Annotated in this window: 22 protein-coding genes and 2 pseudogenes; 14 read left to right on the forward strand and 10 right to left on the reverse strand. The window is 70.2% G+C overall.

The window, feature by feature from the left end; translation table 11 throughout:
• Positions 1-4 precede the first annotated feature (4 nt).
• Positions 5-670: a hypothetical protein gene (locus tag AB0D53_RS32675; protein WP_362452790.1), complete on the reverse strand. Its 666-nt coding sequence runs from the start codon at positions 668-670 to the stop codon at positions 5-7.
• Positions 671-724: 54 nt separating this feature from the next.
• On the opposite strand from AB0D53_RS32675, the pseudogene AB0D53_RS32680 reads away from it, so the two are divergent.
• The 8 genes and pseudogenes from AB0D53_RS32680 to AB0D53_RS32715 form a co-directional block, all read left to right on the forward strand.
• A pseudogene (locus AB0D53_RS32680) lies at positions 725-841 on the forward strand (IS5/IS1182 family transposase); the annotation flags it as partial.
• 103 nt (positions 842-944) lie between these two features.
• Positions 945-1,217 carry a hypothetical protein gene (locus AB0D53_RS32685; RefSeq protein ID WP_362452791.1) on the forward strand — a complete coding sequence of 91 codons (273 nt, stop codon included), beginning with the start codon at positions 945-947 and terminating at the stop codon, positions 1,215-1,217.
• 112 nt (positions 1,218-1,329) lie between these two features.
• On the forward strand, positions 1,330-1,491 hold the full coding sequence (locus tag AB0D53_RS32690) for a hypothetical protein (protein ID WP_362452793.1): 162 nt from the start codon (positions 1,330-1,332) through the stop codon (positions 1,489-1,491).
• A 357-nt stretch (positions 1,492-1,848) separates the two neighbouring features.
• Positions 1,849-2,460: a L,D-transpeptidase family protein gene (locus AB0D53_RS32695; RefSeq protein ID WP_362452794.1), complete on the forward strand. Its 612-nt coding sequence runs from the start codon at positions 1,849-1,851 to the stop codon at positions 2,458-2,460.
• Between the two features lie 201 nt (positions 2,461-2,661).
• Entirely contained in the window at positions 2,662-3,114 is a 453-nt protein-coding gene (locus AB0D53_RS32700; RefSeq protein ID WP_362452795.1) for a class I SAM-dependent methyltransferase, read from the forward strand.
• Positions 3,115-3,300: 186 nt separating this feature from the next.
• Positions 3,301-3,810 (forward strand): DUF3592 domain-containing protein, encoded by a 510-nt coding sequence (locus tag AB0D53_RS32705; RefSeq protein WP_362452796.1) that lies wholly within the window; start codon positions 3,301-3,303, stop codon positions 3,808-3,810.
• An 80-nt stretch (positions 3,811-3,890) separates the two neighbouring features.
• The gene (locus tag AB0D53_RS32710; RefSeq protein ID WP_362452876.1) at positions 3,891-4,562 is read left to right on the forward strand and encodes a HEAT repeat domain-containing protein; all 672 of its coding nucleotides are present in this window, start codon (positions 3,891-3,893) and stop codon (positions 4,560-4,562) included.
• A gap of 3 nt (positions 4,563-4,565) precedes the next feature.
• Positions 4,566-5,576, forward strand: coding sequence for a MerR family transcriptional regulator (locus AB0D53_RS32715; protein WP_362452797.1), 1,011 nt, complete (start codon positions 4,566-4,568; stop codon positions 5,574-5,576).
• An 82-nt stretch (positions 5,577-5,658) separates the two neighbouring features.
• On the opposite strand, the pseudogene AB0D53_RS32720 reads toward AB0D53_RS32715, so the two are convergent.
• A pseudogene (locus tag AB0D53_RS32720) lies at positions 5,659-6,269 on the reverse strand (dihydrofolate reductase family protein); the annotation flags it as partial.
• A 147-nt stretch (positions 6,270-6,416) separates the two neighbouring features.
• On the opposite strand from AB0D53_RS32720, the gene AB0D53_RS32725 reads away from it, so the two are divergent.
• A complete protein-coding gene (locus tag AB0D53_RS32725; protein WP_362452799.1) occupies positions 6,417-6,854 on the forward strand; it encodes a pyridoxamine 5'-phosphate oxidase family protein in 438 nt (145 codons plus the stop codon).
• Between the two features lie 76 nt (positions 6,855-6,930).
• Here the strand turns inward: AB0D53_RS32725 and AB0D53_RS32730 are convergent, their stop codons facing one another.
• Complete coding sequence (locus AB0D53_RS32730; protein WP_362452801.1) at positions 6,931-7,821, reverse strand: NAD(P)-binding domain-containing protein; 891 nt, start codon at positions 7,819-7,821, stop codon at positions 6,931-6,933.
• Between the two features lie 76 nt (positions 7,822-7,897).
• Here AB0D53_RS32730 and AB0D53_RS32735 point away from each other — a divergent pair, with 76 nt between their 5' ends.
• Positions 7,898-8,245, forward strand: coding sequence for a helix-turn-helix domain-containing protein (locus tag AB0D53_RS32735; RefSeq protein WP_362452802.1), 348 nt, complete (start codon positions 7,898-7,900; stop codon positions 8,243-8,245).
• A 61-nt stretch (positions 8,246-8,306) separates the two neighbouring features.
• Here AB0D53_RS32735 and AB0D53_RS32740 read toward each other — a convergent pair whose 3' ends face one another.
• From AB0D53_RS32740 to AB0D53_RS32755, 4 genes are all read right to left on the reverse strand, one after another.
• A complete protein-coding gene (locus AB0D53_RS32740; RefSeq protein ID WP_362452803.1) occupies positions 8,307-9,224 on the reverse strand; it encodes a hypothetical protein in 918 nt (305 codons plus the stop codon).
• A gap of 285 nt (positions 9,225-9,509) precedes the next feature.
• On the reverse strand, positions 9,510-10,058 hold the full coding sequence (locus AB0D53_RS32745) for a DUF1062 domain-containing protein (protein ID WP_362452804.1): 549 nt from the start codon (positions 10,056-10,058) through the stop codon (positions 9,510-9,512).
• 534 nt (positions 10,059-10,592) lie between these two features.
• Positions 10,593-11,771, reverse strand: a complete 1,179-nt coding sequence (locus AB0D53_RS32750) for a GDSL-type esterase/lipase family protein (protein WP_362452805.1) — start codon at positions 11,769-11,771, stop codon at positions 10,593-10,595.
• Positions 11,772-11,787: 16 nt separating this feature from the next.
• Positions 11,788-12,441 (reverse strand): WHG domain-containing protein, encoded by a 654-nt coding sequence (locus AB0D53_RS32755; RefSeq protein WP_362452806.1) that lies wholly within the window; start codon positions 12,439-12,441, stop codon positions 11,788-11,790.
• Positions 12,442-12,512: 71 nt separating this feature from the next.
• Here AB0D53_RS32755 and AB0D53_RS32760 point away from each other — a divergent pair, with 71 nt between their 5' ends.
• Both AB0D53_RS32760 and AB0D53_RS32765 read left to right on the forward strand, forming a co-directional pair.
• Positions 12,513-13,004 carry an FBP domain-containing protein gene (locus AB0D53_RS32760; RefSeq protein WP_362452807.1) on the forward strand — a complete coding sequence of 164 codons (492 nt, stop codon included), beginning with the start codon at positions 12,513-12,515 and terminating at the stop codon, positions 13,002-13,004.
• 164 nt (positions 13,005-13,168) lie between these two features.
• The gene (locus tag AB0D53_RS32765; RefSeq protein ID WP_362452809.1) at positions 13,169-13,528 is read left to right on the forward strand and encodes a hypothetical protein; all 360 of its coding nucleotides are present in this window, start codon (positions 13,169-13,171) and stop codon (positions 13,526-13,528) included.
• On the opposite strand, the gene AB0D53_RS32770 is transcribed toward AB0D53_RS32765, so the two are convergent.
• The 3 genes from AB0D53_RS32770 to AB0D53_RS32780 all read right to left on the reverse strand — a co-directional run bounded on the left by AB0D53_RS32770 (position 13,509) and on the right by AB0D53_RS32780 (position 16,981).
• Entirely contained in the window at positions 13,509-14,180 is a 672-nt protein-coding gene (locus AB0D53_RS32770) for a lysophospholipid acyltransferase family protein (RefSeq protein ID WP_362452810.1), read from the reverse strand. The two genes, AB0D53_RS32765 and AB0D53_RS32770, sit on opposite strands and share 20 nt — an antisense overlap.
• A gap of 261 nt (positions 14,181-14,441) precedes the next feature.
• A complete protein-coding gene (locus AB0D53_RS32775; protein WP_362452812.1) occupies positions 14,442-15,401 on the reverse strand; it encodes an SDR family oxidoreductase in 960 nt (319 codons plus the stop codon).
• A gap of 167 nt (positions 15,402-15,568) precedes the next feature.
• The gene (locus AB0D53_RS32780; protein ID WP_362452814.1) at positions 15,569-16,981 is read right to left on the reverse strand and encodes an aminopeptidase P family protein; all 1,413 of its coding nucleotides are present in this window, start codon (positions 16,979-16,981) and stop codon (positions 15,569-15,571) included.
• A gap of 217 nt (positions 16,982-17,198) precedes the next feature.
• Here AB0D53_RS32780 and AB0D53_RS32785 point away from each other — a divergent pair, with 217 nt between their 5' ends.
• Positions 17,199-18,182, forward strand: a complete 984-nt coding sequence (locus AB0D53_RS32785; RefSeq protein ID WP_362452816.1) for a LuxR family transcriptional regulator — start codon at positions 17,199-17,201, stop codon at positions 18,180-18,182.
• 135 nt (positions 18,183-18,317) lie between these two features.
• Entirely contained in the window at positions 18,318-19,484 is a 1,167-nt protein-coding gene (locus tag AB0D53_RS32790; protein ID WP_362452817.1) for a cytochrome P450, read from the forward strand.
• Positions 19,485-19,559: the final 75 nt, after the last annotated feature.

The raw sequence follows: 19,559 nt of genomic DNA on the forward strand, positions 1-19,559 counted from the left end.
GGGGTCAGGACATCAGGAGGTGGACGGCGGGGAGGTCGCCGGCCATCACGGCGGCCTGGTCAATGACGACGTCGGTGTACTTGCCGACGGCGGTGAACACCAGCTCCGGCAGGCGCGGCCCGTGCTCCTCGTGGTAGGCCACCACCTCGGCCTCACTGGCATCGGGGATCGAGGGGAACACGGCGCCCTCGGCGGTCAGCGCCAGGTCGAGGAAGCCGCCCCGGCCGGTGGCGGTGCCGAACTCGGCCCGGTAGGCGCGCCCGTCACCGGGGGCGTGAATGAGCGCGGCGGGCGGGCTGTACCGGTTGACGGTCAGGCACAGGATCTCTTCATCCGGGCAGGGGGTCATGGACTTGACCTTGCCTTGGTAGCCGCCTGCCCAGGTGGCCATGTGGTCGTTCTCCAGCACGTACGTCCAATCCCCGCACGTGCCGTACATGGCGTAGCTGAACTGTGCGGTGGGCGGTGCGTCGGGGAGGGGCCGGGTGCGCAGCTCGGACAGGGGAACGCGCTCGCTCAGCTCGTCGAGGTCAGCGCCGAGGTTGATGAGGAACTCGTCCTGATCGACACCTCGGGCGAGGGTGAGGGAGATCCCGGCGTACATGCCACGGGTACCGGGCGGGGTGGGGGTGGTCTGCTGTGCGCCTATCCACGCGATGCCGTCGCTCATGGCGGTCACACTATCGGGCCGGTCTGACAGGGGCGGGGCGGGGAGCAGAGTGCCGGCTTCGCCCACCTCAAGAACTGGCGGATCCTCACCAAGCTCCGCACCGACCCCGCCCGCGCCACCCAGCTCCTGCGAGCCCTGCTTGTTCTGACGAACCTCGAAGTCAACCGCTGACGGATGATCTTCGCCGTGGGCTCCCGCCCACGACCAGCATGAGCGCCCTGAGGATCGGCCACACCAGCCCTTTGACCTGCGACTTCAAGTTGGCGGAGGCTCATTGCACCGCAGCGGCCTGCCCACCGGGCTCGCCGAGGCCGGCACCACCACCGAGTACGACGCTGCGCTGCGCGCCTCCCACCACGCCGGTGTCGACCGCATCGACGCCGGGATCGGCACCCCCGTCCTGACCGTCACCGCACCCGACGGCGATGAGCGGTCGTTCTTCGGCCCCGTCCTCGACACCGTTCCCGCCCGTGCGGACGCCCTTCGTCTCTGGGACGCCATCCGCCTGATGGCAGGCATCCCGGCGCTCCGAGAGCTCAAGGCCTGACGGCCCCACCCGGTCCACAGCACAATGCAACGCGGCGCAATGGGTTGCCGACTGCCTGGCGGCCACGACGCCCCTGTGGCTGCCCTCGTACAGGGCGGGAGCCGCGGTGCTGGTGCGGACGGGTGCATGGTTCCGCGACTGCGACTGCGACTGCGACTGCGACTGCGACTGCGACTGCGACTGCGACTGCGACTGCGACTGCGACTGCGACTGCGACTGCGGCCGCGGCCGCGACCGGGCCAGGGCCAGGGCCCGGACGGACCGCGACGGCTGACGGACCGTCGCGCCCCCGATTCCGTACGGCACGTTTCTGGAATGGGCTGCAGCCGTTTCCGCTTCACCATGCCGCTCCCTTCCCACCCTGCCGGTGAACTGCGCGACGCGGTACGCGCGTTCGGGCCCGACACCCTCCGTGGTGTCCATGGCGGCGTCCCCTCTCCTCCGTCCGACAGGCGGTGAAGGCTCTGCCGAGGCCCGGACCTCTGTCCGGGAAGCGGCGCTGACCGGCCGGGACATCTCCGGACTGTCCGGGACACCGGAGGTTCCTTGCCGGACGGTGCCCCCGGCCAGCAGGGTCGGTGTTGCCGGCGAATCAGTCACGTACAGCCACACGTCACACAGGAGTGTTCCCATGCGCACGAACGCACGGTCAGCACGCATCATCCCCCTCGCGCTCGCCGCCGTCCTCGTCGGTGGCCCGAGCGCCACCACGGCGGCCACGGCGCAGGCGCGCACCGAGACCCGGGCGACCGTCCAGGCTTCCGCCCGGACGACCGACGCCTACTACCTGCGCTTCAACAAGGGCTCGGTCACCAACTCCCGCCTCGAACTGGTCAAGCGCACGCCCGGCCGGGACAAGGTGATCAAGACGTACAAGGCGGGCTCGGGCCAGGTCAAGAACACCTGCGCCGTCGGCAAGGGCTGGCTGCCCAACGCCGGGGCGAGCAAGCCGTACGCCGTCCAGTGGCACCGCAAGAACTTCGACGGCATCATCAACGGTTTCGTCATCAAGATCTCCGACCGCACGTGCCACAACGGCACCAAGCGCACCGAGTTGTTCATCCACAGCGAGATGAAGCCGAACGGCAAGCAGGGCACCGTCGAGTCCGAGCGGTGGACCGACAGTGGCCCCAACGACTACTACTCCAACGGCTGCATCAAGCTCAACCCGACCAACATCAAGGACCTGTTCAAGCGCCTGGACCACGTCGGCTGGCCGAAGAAGCTCTACGTCGTGGACTGATCCGCGCCACTGCTCCGTTCGTGGTGCCCGGGAGACCCGTCAAGGCGTCCTCCCGGGCACCACGTGTTGCTTGCCGGGACCGTACAGTCCCCACAAGGAACGGAAGGCAAAAGGGAATCCGTGGCAGGGAGGCCCTGGTGTCCCCGCCCTCGCCTGTGCCTGAACTTCCCTCGTATCACCGTGTGACAGCCGATGCCTGCGATGCCGCAGCTGTTCTCTACGCCGAACTCGCCCGCGACTCACTCGACGCGCTTCCGCTGGATCGCGCGGTGTCTGCCGCGTTCGCCGAGACCGTGCGGACAGCCGGCCCCCGGGCTCGTCGCGGAGCTCGGATGCGGACCTGGGTACCTCACTGCGCACCTGTTGGAACTGGAGCTGGACGCCTTCGGCGTCGACCTGTCGCCGGTGATGATCGATCTCGCCGGCAAGACATACCCGGACCTGCGGTTCGAGATCGGTTCCACGGACGCGCCGGACCTGGCCGACGGCAGGCTGCAGGGCATCATGTCCTGGTATTCGGTCATTCACACCCCACCGCAGGGCGTGCCCCGGTATTCCACCGAGTTCCGCCGGGTACTTGCTCCCGAGGGAACGCTTCTGCTTGCCTTCTTCGAGTCGGAAGGTGGCCGACCACGGCGTTCGACCACAAGGTGACGACGGCCTGCCGGTGGCCTGTCGACGAGTGCGCGGGGGCCGGCCGGTGCGGCCGGCTTCACCGAGGTCGGCCGGATGCTGCGTGAGCCGTGCGAAGGGGAACGGTTCCGCCGGGGCATCTGCTGATGCGCGCAGGGAAGTGACTCCCGGCGGGCCGGGGGACGTGGACGGGAGGGGTGACGGCCGGTGAGCGGACGGCGGTGGCTGCACCGGTTCGGCGCGTGGACACGCGTCACCGGGAAGGTCGTGGGCGGGGTGGCCGTGACGGCCTTTGTGGCGTTTCTCGTCGTCCTCGGGTACGGGTTCGTCCGTGGGGGAATCGACGGGCTGAACGACGCCTCCGCGGCCGCCGCGCACGGACGGTCGGTCGACGGAGTCGTCGAGGCGAAGGACACGGTGGCAGGCCCCCAGGGAAGCCGCTTCAAGAGGATCGAAGTCCGTTTCACCACGCCCTCCGGGAGCTCGTACCGGTTCTGGGAGGGCGGTGACGCGGACATCGGCGACACGATCCGCGTCCACTACGAGCCGGGACGTCCGGGGACGGCGAGCACCCACTCCGTGACGAGCAACAGGGTGGGGTACGGCTTGCTGGTCCTGATCGGGCTCGCACTCATGGTCCTCATGCCGTTGCTGCTGGTCAGGCTCGGCCGGGAAGGCGTCCGTGACCTCCGGCGGGCGTTGAGGCCGGCTCCCTGAGGCCGGCTCCCACCAGGAGTTCGGGCGCTTGACCTTGACACAGTGACAAGCACTTCACTGTGGCCGAGGAGGTGGTCCTGATGACCATGTCGAAAGAGGACACGAAAACGATGCGGGCCCTCCAGGGACTGGAGAACAACAGCTCGTCGGTCCGGCTGCAGGCAGCGCTCGCGGTCGGCACGAACCCGGACCCGGGATTCATCGGCAAGCTCGTCGAGCGATGCGCTGTCGAGTCCGAGTTCTACGTACGCGAAATGCTGACGTGGGCACTCACCCGCCACACGGCATCGATGACGGTCCCGGTGCTTCTCGGCGAAGTCCGCTCGGAACGTGCCCAGGCACGGAGCCAGGCGCTGCACACGCTGTCCAAGATCGGGGATCGGCAGGCGTGGCCGGCGATCACATCGGCGCTGCTGTCCGACGCCGACGACGAGGTGGCCCGCAGCGCCTGGCGGGCGGCGGTCGTGATGGTGCCCGAAGGTGAGGAGTACGCGTTGGCCATAGTGTTGGCGACGCAGCTCGGACGCGGCGAACACGAGACGCAGCTGAGCCTCAGCCGGGCGCTGATCGCGCTCGGGGAGGTGATGCTGCCGGCACTGGGCGCCGCGACGACCGATCCTGACCCTCGCGTGCGGGCGCACGCGATCGCCACGGAAAGGCTGTGGCGCGACCCGGATGCCGGGTTCGGGTTCGCGATCGAGGAGGCGAAGCGCGTCGTGGCCCTCGGCGCGGCCGGCGAGGAGGGGCGGTAGGCAGTGCTGATCGGTGACGTCGCGCGGCGGTCCGGGGTCAGTGCCCGCATGCTCAGGCACTACGAATCGCTCGGCCTGGTGCGGCCGACGGGCCGTACCGGCTCCGGCTACCGGGAGTACTCCGGCGAGGACATCCGGCGAATCTTCCACATCGAGAGCCTGAGGTCCCTGGGGCTGTCGCTGCGCGATGTGGGGCGCGCGCTCGACGACCCCGGCTTCGCGCCCGCGGAGCTCGTCGACGACCTCATCCGCCAGACGCGAGACCGCATCGCAGCGGAGACGGAGCTGCTCACGCGACTCCGTCGGATCGATGCCGCGGAACCCGCCGGCTGGGAGGACGTCCTCCAGGTCGTCACGCTTCTCCAGGCGTTGGGGTCGAAGAACGCGGCGGCGCGACAGCGAGCGGCCCTGTCCGCGGTCGAGGCAGTGCCCGTCCCGGTGGAAGCACTGGTCGAGGCCGTGCTGAGCGAGGGGGACCCGAACGTCGCCGGAGCGCTTCGCTGGGCTCTTGCGCAATCGGGCGAGGACGGGCCGACACTGCTGGCGAAGGGCCTCGGCTCGCCCGTGGCGGAGGTGCGGAAGCGTGCCGTCCAGTGCCTCGCCGAGATTCCGAACGCTGAGGCGACCGCCCTGCTGCACGACGCTCTCACGAACCCCGGCACCGACATCGTGGTCCGCCGGTACGCGGCTCTGGCGCTCGGGGCACGTGGAGCGGCCGAGGCGGTCCCGACGCTCATCGACATGATCGTCGAGGAGAGCAATGACGTCGACGCGGCCGATGTACTGAGCACGCTGGCGAGTGATCCCGCGTCGGAGGACCGGATCACCACCGGGCTCGTCGACCGCCTGGCCCGCGACACCATGGCACCGCCCGCACGGCGACGGCTGACGCAGGCGCTCGCGGACATTCCGGGGATCCTGGCGTCACGTGCCCTCGCGGATCTGGCACATGACGAGGACCGTGTCGTCGCGCTCACCGCCACGTACATTCTCAAGCTGCGCAACACGCGATAGGGGGCATCCGGCTTCCCCGGCACGGTGTGTCCGGCCACGACAGCCCACCACGCAGCCGGACCCACACCGTACGGCGTGGCCAGAGGACGTCGTAGGTCGGATACGCCGCGTTCGATGTCGAGATCGTGTTCCGTCGCACCAGCGTGCGTGGCGTTCCGCCGGCGAACAGGGGAGTCTCGGAGCCCGGCACGACGGCCGCCGGACGCAGCGTCAGCGTGTCGACCAGCCCGGCTTCGAGTGCCGAGCCGATGGTGGCGCCGCCGCCCATGACGCCGACGCCGAGGCCGTTGCCGCTGTGCGACGATGCCGCCTCGGCGCGACTGCGCGCGGTGGCGACGGAGTCGGGCAGTCCGGTGGTGACGAACGTCCGGTACAGGCCGGTGAGCCGCACCGGCTGCGGTGACGTGCTCGTCACGACGACGAACGCCGGCCCGCAGACCTCGCCCGGCACCGCCGCAGCCGGTTTCGTTGTTCCAGCCGTTCGGCCCGTCGGCCATGTCGAGGAGCCGGCAGCCGGGGACGACGGCGCCCGGGCGGGCTGCCGCCTCGCGCAGCACCCGGCGGTCGTCGAGGTCGTCGAAGAATGCCCAGGTATGCAGGGCCTCGCCACCGGTGCCCCGACTGTTGGCCGGGGCAGGGGCCGCTGACGAAGCCGTCGACGGAAACCGAGATGTCGGCGACGGTGCGAGTCATACCGGGGCAGAAGACCCGATCCGTCGCCCGAACTCATCGAGCAAGCGGGGAGGCGGTTGGGACGACGACGCCGGATCTGGTGACGAGCCGCGCGGCCCCGGCCGCCGCAGGCTATTCGGCGGCGGCCGGGAGCACGAGTATGGGGGCATGACGCCTCCTCCCTTTGACATCGACGACTTCCTCGGGCAGCCGCTCACCGCACGCATCGCCACCGACGGACCGAGCGTGCGGCCGGTGTGGTTCCTGTGGGAGGAAGGCGCCTTCTGGGTTCTGACCGGGCCGTGGACCAAGCTGTTCCACCGAGTGGGCGCGGATGCGCGGATCGCGCTCGTGGTGGACGTGTGCGACGTCGCCACCGGACTTGTCCGCCAGGTCATTGCCCGCGGCCGTGCCGAACTCGTTCCCTTCGACGTCCCGCGTGGGCGCCGCAAGTTGGTCCGCTATCTGGGCGCGGACGAATCCCGCTGGGACTCGCGCTTCGTACGCTACCTGCATGATGATCCTGATCAGCGCGGCACGGTGTGGCTGCGGCTGGCTCCCTCGTCGCTGACAGCCCACGATCTGAGCTACACGGTCACTCCCTGACTCGGCGGATCGCGTCGACAGCCTCGCGGCGGGGTTCTGCTCACCGGCTTCGGAACCGCGCACGCACAGTGAACCGTCATTCGCTGCCGAGCAGGCCGACGGTGCCCGCCAGGCCCTCGTCGCCGTGGCCCTGGGCCACTCTCCGGCCCATCAGCTCCATGTAGGGGGTGAGAAGCCGAGGATCGACGGACTGGTCCCGCGCCGTGGCCACAAGTGTGTCGTTGGCCGCCGTCATCATGGCGAGGTTGGAGGTGACCCCCTCGGTGTAGTCGCCGCTCTCCAGCTGGGCGGCCATACCGTGGGCGGCTCCGGACATGGCGCCGAGCCATTCCGCGAGCAGGGTGGCGAATCGGGCCCGGTCAAGGTCCTTCTCCGGCCCCATCAAGGCGAAGGCGTGGGTGATGCCTGCGAACATGCCGGTCATCGCGCTGAGCAGGGCGATGTCGTGCAGTGCCGCGTGGCCGGGGTCCTCACCGACGAACTTCGCGCCGGCGGGAGCCTCCAGTGCCTGGCGGTGGCGTTCGAACACGGTGTGGTCGCCGCTGTAGAAGATGTAGCCGCCGGTCTCCGGCCGGCCGATCATCGGGGGCACGGCCATGATCCCGCCGTCCAGGAAACGAGCTCCGCGCTCCTCGGCCCAACGTGCGCGCTGCCGGGCCTGGGCGGGGGTGTTCGTGGTCAGGTTGATGACGTCCTTGCCGTTCAGGTCGATGCCGTCCAAGGCCTCGCCCACGGAGGCGTCGTCCAGCAGGCAGAGGACGACGGGACCGGTTGCCGAAACCACCGCCTCGGCGGGGGAGGCCACCGCCCGGGCGCCATCTGCCACCAGTGGTCCGGCCTTCTCCGGGGTGCGGTTCCAGATGGTCAGAGGGTGTCCCGAGGCCAGCCAGGCGCGGGCCAGCGCGGTGCCCATGTCGCCGAGGCCGAGGAGCGTGACGGGGGTCCTGGATGTGTTGTGGTTGTCCATGCCGATCAGGCTCGTTCACGTCCTGGCCGTGATCAAGTACGCACTCTTTTGTGGGTGGTTGCCTTAAAGTAAGCGGATGACCAGGCGAGACGCGTACGTGTGCGGCATCGACGCGGCCATCGACGTGGTCGGTGGTAAGTGGAAGGTGCTCATCCTGTGGGCGCTGAAGGAGGGTTCCTGCCGGTTCGGTGAGCTGAGGCGGGGCGTCCCGGGCGTGACCGAGAAGGTCCTGGCCTCTCATCTGCGGGAGTTGGAGGCCGATGGCATCGTCTTCCGGGAGGAGGCGATGGAGGGGGCGGTGCGCCGCGTCACCTACGCCCTCACCCCGCGTGGCGTCGCACTGAATGAGGCACTGGGCCCGCTGGGCGCCTGGGGCAGGGAGCATCTCCTCGATGGGCGCGGCGCACACCACGACGTACTCTGACCGCTCGCGTCGAGCGGTCGGAGGGACGCCGGCAGGTGGGGCCGGAGACTGCGGCGGTGCCTCAGATACGGAGTGTCCCGGGGAACGCGCCGTGGCCGACGCCCGGTGCGGTGACAGCCAGCCACCCGTGGCCGCGCACCTCGGTGTCCGGGCCGACCTCGTCGGGGTCGACCGAGAGGTACTCGCAGGCGGACCGGGCGCCCGCGGTCCCCGCGTTGGGCGCGGCCTCGTCGTACTCGGGGTCGAAGTCCGGGTCGTCCACCGCCAGGGTCTCCCACGGCAGCGGGTCGCCCTCCCATTCGGGGCTGCTCTCGGCGGCGTACTGACGGATCACCCGGCCGTTCTCGGCGACGATCCACACATCGGAGCCGCCCGCGTCGTCCAGGAAGAAGTACTGGCCCTGGCCGCAGTGGACGCTGACCCGCTTGACCGTCTCGATCATGCCGTCCCAGGGCTCGTCGACGAGCTGGTCGAAGGGGCCGAAGACCAGGCGCCAGCCGTCCAGCTCCGGGGTGACGAAGGCCCGCCCCACGGAGCGGTCGGCGCCGTCCGGCCCAGCCACCCGGATTGCCTGGCTCTCTGCCGCCTCAACACCGGCGGAGACCGTGACGGGCCGCCGGTCGTGCAGGCCCAGAGCCTTGAAGACACCCTCGTACGATGCCCCGGGCACGGCCATCCACCAGCCGCTGAGGACCGGCGACGGAAGCGTCGGGACCTCGTCCGGGGTCTTCACCTGTATCAGCCGCTCGACCGCCGCCCGGTCACGGTCGTCGAGCGCGTCGCCACCGCCACCCTCCACCAGCGCCGCCATCGCGCCCCGCCGGACCCTCGGGGACACGGCCGGGTCGCGGCGCAGGGAGCGCAGCCGCGGCCGGAAGGACTCGTGCAGCAGGCGGGCATAGTCGGACGCCTTGTACGGGACGATGCTGCCGCGGGCGAAGCAGTCCACCAGGGCCCGCAGTCCGGGCTCGGAGTCCACCCGCAATCTGACGAGCCCTCGGAATCCGTCGCCCGACTTCCCACGGTCCGGATCGGCTGCCAGGCGACGGCGACGGCGATGGCATCGGCTTGTGCTCCACGGTGTTGGGACGGGTGTTCCACAGGGTGATGGGGGATGTTCGTCGGGCGATGCCACGGGCTTGCCGAGGAGCAGGATGTCCCCGATGAGCCAGGCGACCGATGCCAGAACGCCTGCGGCTCCGCGAGCCGTACCGGGGCCTGTCCGACGGGTCTTGCCGGACAGGCCCCGGGTCCTGAGGAGGGATCAGCGCTTGAGCATGAAGGCGAAGTCGCCGGAGAGCTTGCCGTTCAGCCGGACTGTCGAGACGATTTTCCCTTCCGTGAGCAGTCTCTCGACCTCGGCCCGCGAAAGACCACAGCCTTCAGCGATCAGCCGCACCGGGCGGACGGGGATGCGTGCCTCGAAGCGGACCGAGACGTCGATCACCTCGCGGTCGAGGTGATCCGATCCGCCGGTGTCGAGGCGCCAGGCGTTGTCCCAGTCGAGGGCGATGCGATTACGTCGCCGCACGACCGGATCCTGGAGCAACTCGGCTGCCAGGCCTGGGTCGTTGTCATGCAGCCGGTCCAGCAACTCAGGTCGTACGGAGCGCACGTTCACCCGCTCCAGGACCGTGAGCTTTGTGGTTTCCCCGCAAGTGGTACAGAGCGCGAGGAGCCAGGCGTCGATGAGCTTGTGGTTCGCGTTGACGCGGAATTTGCCGCTGGTGCGGAAGCGTTCGGACGCGCACGAATGGCAGCGACGGAGAACGAGCGGCAGGCAGGTGGGAACGACCACCCAGTTTTCGAGCACAGAAGTACACCGGTTTCAGTGAGAAAGTCCGCAGCAGAAAGGAGCGCGGCGCACAGGCGCGACGCGCGACAGATCAGCACTCGGGGGGTCTCACACGGTGTACAACGGAACGTCCTTGCCTGGACAACTTGGTCGGCAGCAAGGTAATGGCGCACAGCGGCGCTGTTCCACTGGTTTTTGAGCGTGGATTGCGCGGTCCACGAAGCGAGGATGCGCAGACGGTCGTGGCCGGCAGATCCTTCGGCCCGGCGAGCCCGTCCATCATGGGGTCGCCCGGGAGTGTGCCATCAGGGAGACAGGCGAAGGTCATCCCTCGAACGCAGGGCGAAGGCGCGGCGCGAGGGCATGCGTCGGATGGCCCACTTGGCGATCAGACCGTGCGGTGGACCGACGGCCGGACACCGACGTGGCGCAGGACCGCTGCCGAAAAGGGGCCGGGTCCGGCGAAGCCGCAACGCCGGGCGATCTGCCCGGGCAGATCGCCCGTCCCGGGCAGCCGGTCCTGGTCGGCCGGTCCTGGTCACTCGGTTCTGGTCATTCGGTTCTGGTCGCGAAAGGGCCGCCTTCGCCGAACGCGAGCCGCCCGAAGTTCTCACCGATGCGGCGGTGTCCCGCCGGATCAGGATGGACCTCGTCGGGCAGTGGGAATTCTGCGTAGTCCTTCTCGCCGTAGAGGTCACGGCCGTCGAGGTAGTACAGGTTCGGGTCGTCGGCCGACCGCTGCCCGACGATCCGGGCGAGTTCGTCGCGGATGATGGTGAGCGTCAGGCGCCCGGCGGCGCGTTCGGCCGGATCGCCCGTCGCCTTGAACCGCAGGACGCCGCCGTCGAAGTCGGGCGCGAGAGGACCGGGGGTGTCCTCCTGGACCGGGCACAGGACGGGGGACACGACGAGCAGGGGCGTGGTCGGATGTCCCTCGCGGATGGTGTCGAGGAAGCCGTGGACCGCGGGGGAGAAGGCGCGAAGGCGCATGACGTCGCCGTTGACGATGTTGATGCCGACCTTGACGCTGATCAGGTCCGCGGGCGCGTCCCTCATCGCACGGGCGGTGAACGGGTCGAGCAGCGCGCTGCCGCCGAACCCCAGGTTGACGAGGTCCACCCGGCCCCGGGCGGCTGCCAGGGCCGGCCAGATGGCGGTCGGATGAGTCGCGTTCGAGCCGTGGCTGATGGAACTGCCGTGGTGCAGCCACACCCTGCGCCCGCTGTCCGGAGCCTTCTCGACGGGGGCGTCGGTGCGCAGGGCGATCAGTTCGGTGATCTCCGTGTGCGGGAGCCAGATCTCGATGTCCTTGTCGCCCGTCGGTAGATCGGTGAACCGGGCGGTGCCGGCAGGCCCCGGTGACAACTCGGAGGTCTGGGCGACCATGTCGGTGATCGTGCGTACGTTGCCGCCGGCCACTGTGGCCTGGGCGGCGAGACGGCCATCGACCAGCAGGTCGTACACGCCGTCCGCCGGGGCCGGGAATCCCCGGTAGACGCGCTTGGTGGGCAGCGTGTCCAGTTCGATCGTGGTGGCCCGGGTACGGAAGGCCAGCCGCACGCCGGAGGGCTGGGCCTCGGCCACGGCCAGTTGGTCGTCCGGGATCTGCCTGCGCGCCCGGGCGGGCAGACGATGGGGCAGCAGACCGTGCGCGGTGGCTTCCACGTCGAGGTGGCCGCGCAGGATGTCCGTGGTGACAGGTGTGGTGATCGTGTCGCGCTCGGTGTTCATTTCCTCAGCCTGGTGATCAAGATTTCCGGAATGTGCCGGTGTTCGGATGCGCCGGTGCCTGGCACGAGCCGGCGCCTCCGGCGGTGCGGGCGGCCGGTCGGGGGGTTGTGGCCCGGTTCCGCAGCAGAACGTCGAGGGAGTCCACGACCCAGGCCCAGGACTCCTGGGAGTCGGGGGCGCTGTGCTCGAAGCCTCCGGCCAGTTCCAGGCTGACGTAGCCGTGGAAGACGCTGCCCAGCATCCGCACCGCGTGCGTCTGGTCCGGCTCCGTCAGGTCGTAGCCGCGCAGGATCGCCCGCGTCATCTGTGCGTGCCGCACCCCGGCGCTGGCGGCCGCCGTCTCGGGATCGAGCCTGAGGCGGGCAGCGGCGTAGCGACCCGGGTGCTCCCGCGCATAGTCGCGATAGGCGTCCGCGAAGGCTGCCAGGGCGTCCTTGCCGGCACGCCCGGCCACGGCATCGGCGACCCGGTCGGCGAGTTCCTCCAGCGCGAACAGCGCGATCCGGGTCTTCAGTTCGTGGGAGTTCTTCAGATGCGAGTACAGACTCGCGACCTTGACGTCGAACCGCCGGGCGAGCGCCGAGACGGTCACCTGATCGAAGCCGACCTCGTCGGCCAGTTCCGCCCCCGCCAGAGTCAGACGCTCCGGTGTCAGTCCCACTCTGACCATAACCTGCCTCCTGTTCAGCGATACCCATTATGCATTTGCCTAAAGGTTTTAGGCAAACTAGCGTGTCGTTCATGAAACCTCTGACAGCGGGGGAGATCCGCACCGCCTTCGTGAACTGCACCAAGGGAGAGGCCAAGCGTCTGTCCATCCCCCACGACCTGGCCGAACGGCCCTGGGGTGACCTGGACTTCCTCGGCTGGAGGGACCCCCAGGCCCCCGACCGGGCCTACCTCGTCGCCGAGTTGGACGGCCGCCCGACAGCACTCGCCCTGCGCTGCACCGGCGCCGCCTCCTGGCAGACGCGGCGCAGCATGTGCTCGATGTGCATGACCGTTCACACCGGCGGCGTCTCGCTCATGGTCGCCGCGAAAGCGGGCAGGGCCGGACAGCAGGGCAACTCCGTGGGCGCGTACATGTGCGGCGACCTCGCCTGCCCGCTGTACGTACGGGGCAAGAAGGACGCGGGCGTCGGTGCGCGGCTGCCGGAGTCACTCACCCTGGAGGAGAGGATCCAGCGGACCGTCGTGAACCTCACGGCGTTCATCGCCCGGGTCACCGCATGAGCCAACGGCCGGTGGTACTTGCAAAGCGCGGTGCGGCCAGGGGCACCGTTCGGCAAGGCCGACGGGCTGCTTGCGGGGCGGTGCCGGCCGGTGCGGGAGACCCGGGAAGCCTGAGCAAGACGAGAGGTGTCCGTGGGGAACGTCCGGTCCCGCCGGAGCTTCCCGTGCCCCTGGGCACCTGCGCCGAGAGCACGGAGACGCTGGACGGCCTCGACTGGATCGACCACATCCACGACCGCTCGCCCTTCACCATGCTGTTCGACGTCGCGGGCACGCCCGCCGAGTCCGTGCCTGTGACCGCCGACACCGGTACGGGGCTCCCGATCGGTATGCAGTCCGCCGCCGGATACGGGCGCGACGACCGACTCCTCCGCCTCGCCGGACAACTCGAACAGGCCGCCCTGTGGTCGGGCCGCACCCCACGGTGTGGGCGGGGAACGGGACGGGGCGCTGAGAAGTCCTGTACAGGCCGATGTACGCCGGCGGCCCCCGTCGAGTCGACGGCTATGCGAACCGTGCGGTGAGCGCGGCGGGCTCGCCGAGGTGCGCGGCCGCTGTGCGCCATGCCGTGGTCACCGCGGTACGGGCCCGCGCGGTACGTGCCGTGATGTCACCGGCCAGGGCCAGCGGCGCGGCCACGTGGACGTGCAGATCCGGCCGGCGCGCGGGCGCTGTCGCCAGGCCGGCGAGCTGTTTCACCACGCCACCGGAGGTGATCCGCCGCGCGCCGGCCTGGCCTACCGGTACGACGGGCGCGCCGGTGCGCCCGACGAGCCTGGCCAGGCCGCTGCGGAAGCTGCCGGGGGCCGCCTCCGCGGCGTCCTTGCGGCGGGGCAGACCGCCTTCGGCGTAGATGAGCAGGCACCTGCCCTGATCGAGGGCGCGGGCGGCGAGGTCGAGCGCGGCCGCAGCCCGCCGGTCGCCGCGGTGTACGGGAATGTGCCCTTCACGGGCGAGGAAGCGGCCGAGTACGGGGACGCGCCACAGGCCTGCGGCCGCCATGACGACCGGTTCGGCACCGAGGCGGCGCAGCGCGGCGATCACGACGGCGGGGTCGGCGAGGGACGTGTGGTTCGCACAGATGATGCTGCCCGGTGCGATTTCGCAGCCGGGGTCGGTGGTCACCGACAGGCGGCCGAAAGCCGGCACCAGGATGTCGGCCATGCGGCTGAGCACGGAGCGGCCTCCAGATCTCGACGGGGTCGAACCTCATCGTCGGTGGCCGGCTGCCGCCCGGGCCTGAGCCGCCGTACTCATCTTTCCCGGTCCCGCCGTATCAGCCATTGCGCCGGGTACAGCGGGACCGCCGACAGGTGCGGCGCAAGCGCCTTTCGTGAAGACACACATGCGGCTGGTCCCGATGGGCCCGCGCACGCCCGCCTCTGCGGGCCTGCGCGGGCCGCTGCCGTCCTGTGCGGCGCGGGGCCGGAGGCTCGCTCAGCGGTAGTCGTCCGGGGAACCGTCCTTGCCGCCGTACGTGACGTCCTCGAAGTACGCCCAGGCGTCCGGCCGGCTGCCGTCGATGTCCCGTACGCCGTAGGCCCTGGCGAGCTCTGCGCTGGAAGCGGACTTCCCGTTCCAGCGGGCGGCCCGGTCCGGGTCGGCGGCGAGCGCGGCGACCGCGCGGGCGAGGTAGTGCGGCGATTCGGCGATCGCGAAGCCCGGTTCCTGGGCGACGGCGTCGCGCCAGTTCTCCTCGCTCACGCCGAAGTGGGCGAGCATCTGTTCCGAACGAAGGAAGCCCGGCGTGACAGCGACCGCCGTCCCCCCGTACTCCGCCAGTTCCTCGCCCAGCCCGAAGGCGATCCGGATCGGGGCGTTCTTCGCGAGGTCGTAGTAGAGGTTCTCGCGGTAACGGCGGTTGGAGACCGCTGTGCCGTCGGTGACCTCCACGTGCAGGGGCGCCTCGGAGCGGACCAGGAGCGGGAGGGCGAGCGCCGCGGTGATCACGTGCGAGCGCACCCCGAGTTCCAGGATGCGCAGGCCGTCGGCGAGCGGCGTCTCCCAGCTCTTCTTGCCGAAGACGGAGCCGATGAGCAGGTGCTCACCGCCCCAGAGATCGTTGACCAGGATGTCGAGCCGCCCCTGCTCGCGGTCGATCCGCTCGACGAGGGCGCGTACCCGGTCCTCGTCCAGGTGATCGGTGGGGACGGCGATGCCGGTGCCGCCGGCCGCGGTGACCAGTTCCGCGGTCTCCTCGATGGTCTCCGTGGTCCGGCCGACCTCACTGGCGTGCTCGCGAGTGGTGCGCCCGGTGACGTACACGGTGGCGCCGGCGCGGCCGAGCTCGACGGCGAGAGCACGTCCCGCGCCGCGGGTGGCCCCGGCGACGAGCGCGATCCGGCCGGCGAGCGGGGTGCCCCCGCCGCTTTGCTGGGTGTTCCTGTTCTTGTCCATGGCGCCACCGTGCACGTTAAAGGCGACAGATCATGTCGCCTTTTCCGGAGAGGTTTCCATGTGTCCTGCGGACGGGGGAGTCCCACGGGGCCGACGCCGAAGCGATGGTGACGAGTCCGCGTCGACCGTGCCCGTGGTCGGTACGTCCGGTTCCTGTTGTGACTCCGTCAGCCCGCGAGCCTGTCCATCCACGCCTCGATCTCGTCCGCCGCCCTCGGCAGGCCCGCCGACAGGTTCTCGTGACCGTCGTCGGTGACGACCAGGTCGTCCTCGATGCGGACACCGATGCCGCGCCACTCCTCGGGCACGGTGAGGTCGTCCGGCTGGAAGTACAGCCCGGGCTCCACGGTGAGGACCATGCCCGGTTCCAGCACGCCGTCGACGTACTCCTCGTTCCTGGCCCGCGCGCAGTCGTGGACGTCCAGTCCGAGCATGTGGCCGGTGCCCGCCATGGTGAAGCGGCGCTGGAGACCGAGCTCGTACGCACGGTCGGCCGGGCCCTCGATGAAGCCCCACTCGACCAGCCGCGCCGCCAGGTGACGCTGGGACGCCTCGTGGAAGTCCCGGTACGCGGCGCCCGGTTTGACCGCTGCCATACCGGCCTCCTGCGCCTCGTACACCGCGTCGTAGACCTTGCGCTGCAGAGGTGTGAAGGTGCCGCTGATGGGAAGCGTGCGCGTGACATCGGCGGTGTAGAGGGTGTGCGTCTCCACGCCCGCGTCGAGCAGGAGCAGTTCCCCGGGGCGCACCGGACCGTCGTTGTCCGTCCAGTGCATGATCGTGGCGTGCTCGCCCGCGGCACAGATCGAGCCGTAGCCGACGGCATTGCCCTCCAGGCGTGCGCGGCGGAAGAACGTGCCCTCGATCCACCGCTCGGACGAAGCGATCGCCGTGGAGAGGTCACCGATCACATCGGTGAACCCGCGCACCGTGGAGTCCACGGCCTTGCGAAGCTCGGCGATCTCCCAGTCGTCCTTGACGAGGCGGAGATCGCTGAGCGCCTCTTCGAGTTCGGCGTCACGCTCCTCCTCGGTGGTGACGGCGGCCTCCAGGGACGGGTCGACACCGCGGACGATCCGGGTCGGCACACCGGAGGCGGCGGCCAGGTCGTCGGCCGCCGTACGGACGTCCCGGCAGGGCAGACCGAGCACGAGCTCCGACTCGGCGAGGGAGCGGCGCCGGCCCATCCACAGCTCCGCCGTGGAACCGGTCCAGAACTCGTCGTTGTCCCGGCCGTCCCGCGGCAGCTGGTAGCAGTAGGCGTCATGGCCGCCGTCCGCACGGGGTTCGAGAACGAGAGCGCCGTCCCGGGCCTGGTCCCCGGTCATGTGCACGTAGCCCGAGTACGGCCGGAACGGGTAGGTGTCGTCGTTGGAACGGACCTTGAGATTCCCCGAGGGAACGACGAGGCGCTCGCCGGGAAAACGCGCGGAGAGCGCGGCGCGGCGACGGTCCGCGTAGGGGGCCTGCTCGTCGGGCCGCAGGTCGTGCCGCTCGGTGTCCGCCCACCCCGTCCGCATCAGAGCGGACAGTTCCTCGGAGATCCCTGAGTAGAGACCGTTCTTGCGGCCTTTCGCCACGGCGTACACCTTCTTCCGGGTGGGTTTCCTCAGCGGCGAGGGGCGGCGCGAGCCGTCCGGACGGCCTTGATCCCGGTGCGGCGGCTCGGAGCCCCTCGCTGCCGCCGTTCGTCGGCGGCCCCCGGACGGTATCCCGCATCGCCCGCGCCCGGTGCCCAGAAATGCCACTGGCACGGATCCGCCACGGCCCGGACCGGAGTCACCGACAATGAGACATATGGCGAACGGGAAACTCGGCGAGGCTCTCCGGCTTCTGGGAATCGATCACACGGCGAGCCGGGTCTATCTGGCGCTGCTCGAACTGGCGCCCGCTCCGCTGAGCGAGATCGAGGCCGCGTCCGGTCTGAGCGGTGCGGAACTGGCCGAGGCGTACGGTGCGCTGGTCGACGCCGGCCTCGCCAGTGCGGCCGAGGAAGGCCGGGACGTGGTGGCCCCGGTTCCGCCCACCGCGGGCCTGGAGATCCTCGCGCGGCACCGGGCGGCCGAGATCGAGGAGTCCCGCATCACCGTCGGGGGCGCGTTCGAGTCGTTCCGGCGGCAGCGGCTCGCCGCGTACAACGACCATCTCGTCGAGGTCGTCACGGGCGAGGCCATCGGCCCCAGGATGCGTCACGCCTGGGCGAGCGCCCGGGAGCAGATCCGGCAGTTCGAGTCACCGCCGTACTTCCCCCTGCCCGGAGCCACGGACGACGCGCTGGCCACGCTCGCCCGCGGTGTGAGGCAGCGTGTTGTGTACTCGCGGGAGTCGCTGGAGCACCCGGGCCACCTGAAGGACGTCATCGAACCGTGCGTCAAGGCCGGTGAACAGGCCAGGGTACTGCCATCGGTCCCGGTCAAACTCGTGATCATCGACGAGGCGTACGCGCTCGTGTCGTTGTCGATCCAAGAGGCCGACGTACACAACGCCATGCTGGTCGTGCAGCCGTGCGGACTGCTCTCCGCCCTCGTGGCGCTGTTCGAGCAGTCCTGGCAGAACGCCCTGCCGTTCCACGGCCGCACCACGCACCCCGGCGGTCTGCCACCCGCCGACCGCCGACTGCTGTGGCTCCTCGCGGGCGGCGCCAGCGACGAAGTCATCGCCCGCGAACTGGGAATCAGCCGCCGCACGCTCTTCCGCCGCCTGCAGATCCTGATGGCCCGGCTGGGCGCCGCGAACCGCTTCCAGATGGCCTTGCAGGCACAGCGCTCCGGATGGTTGTGAGAAGCGGACCGGAGCCGCACCGCGCGGACGCAGTGTGGCGCACCGGCGACACACTGAAAGTAGTCACCTGCGTACTGTGTGTTCGATCGGTGTCAGGATGATGACGCGTCCGCGTACCCCGGGGTCAGGAGGACCATGACAGCCGACGAGAAGTCCCTTCCCCTGCACCGGCTGACGTTCGCCGACCCCGGCCCGCCCCGGCGCACAACGCTGCCCGGCGGCAGCCCGGCCTGGCACTTCACCCGCTACGACGACGTCCGCCAGGTGCTGGCCGACGACCGGTTCACCCGAGCCCTGCTGCCGGCGACGGCCACCTCGCCCCTCATCGAAAGCCCCGACGCCATGACCAAGCAGGACGGCGACGGGCACCTGCGACTGCGCCACACCGCCAAAGGGGTCCTCACCCCTCGGGGGGTCGGCCGATTGACGCCCATGGTCGCCGAAGTCACCGACCGGCTCGTCGCCGACCTCGCCGAACACGGCCCGCCCGCAGACCTCGTCGACCACTACACCCGACCCCTGCCCATCGCAGTCATGAACAAGCTGCTCGGAGTCCACGAGGTCGACGACACCCGGCTGCTGCGATGGACCGAGCTCGCCTTCCCCGACCCTTCCGTTCCCGAGGACGAAACCGCCGACGCCGCACGGGAGTTCACCGAACTCGCCACCCGCCTCATGGCCGAACGCCGAAGCACCCCGGGCCCGGACCTGATCAGCACCCTCGTACGGACCGCCGACCGCGAAGGCGGCATCCCCGAATCCCGACTCATCAACTTCGTCAGCACGCTCGTGGCGGCCGGCTACGACACGACCATGACCATGCTGGGCAACGCCCTCCTCTACCTCCTGGACGAACGCCCGCAGGACTGGGCCCGTCTGGGCGGCGACGAAGCGGCCGCCGGAGCACTGGCCGACCGGCTGACCCACCTGATCCCGCTCAACGACCCCGCGAAGCACTTCAACCCGCTGCGCGCCACCGAAGACCTGGAGATCGGAGGGGTGGCCATCCGGGCCGGCGACCTCGTCACCCTCGACCGCGGCGCGGCCAACCGTGACACCGCGACCTTCCCCGGTGACCCCTTCGCCGACCTGTTCGCCCCGTTGGAACATCCCACCCTCGCTTTCGGCGGAGGACAGCACTACTGCCTGGGTGTCTCTCTGGCCCGTACGGAACTCCGCCTCGCCCTGCACCGGCTGGCCGCCCGGCTCCCCGGTCTGCGGCTGACCGTGCCGGTCAAGGCTGTCGAATGGCGCAGGAGCGCTCTCACCCGGAGCCCCCGGCACCTGCCGGTGACCTGGTAGTCGCCTCGACCGTCCCGGCGGGCCGCGTCGATCCCGGACGGCGCCGTCACTCGGACGGCTTCGTGCGGCGGGAAC

Origin of the sequence: Streptomyces sp. NPDC048295 (assembly GCF_040652135.1) — a bacterium.
Lineage (GTDB): Bacteria > Actinomycetota > Actinomycetes > Streptomycetales > Streptomycetaceae > Streptomyces.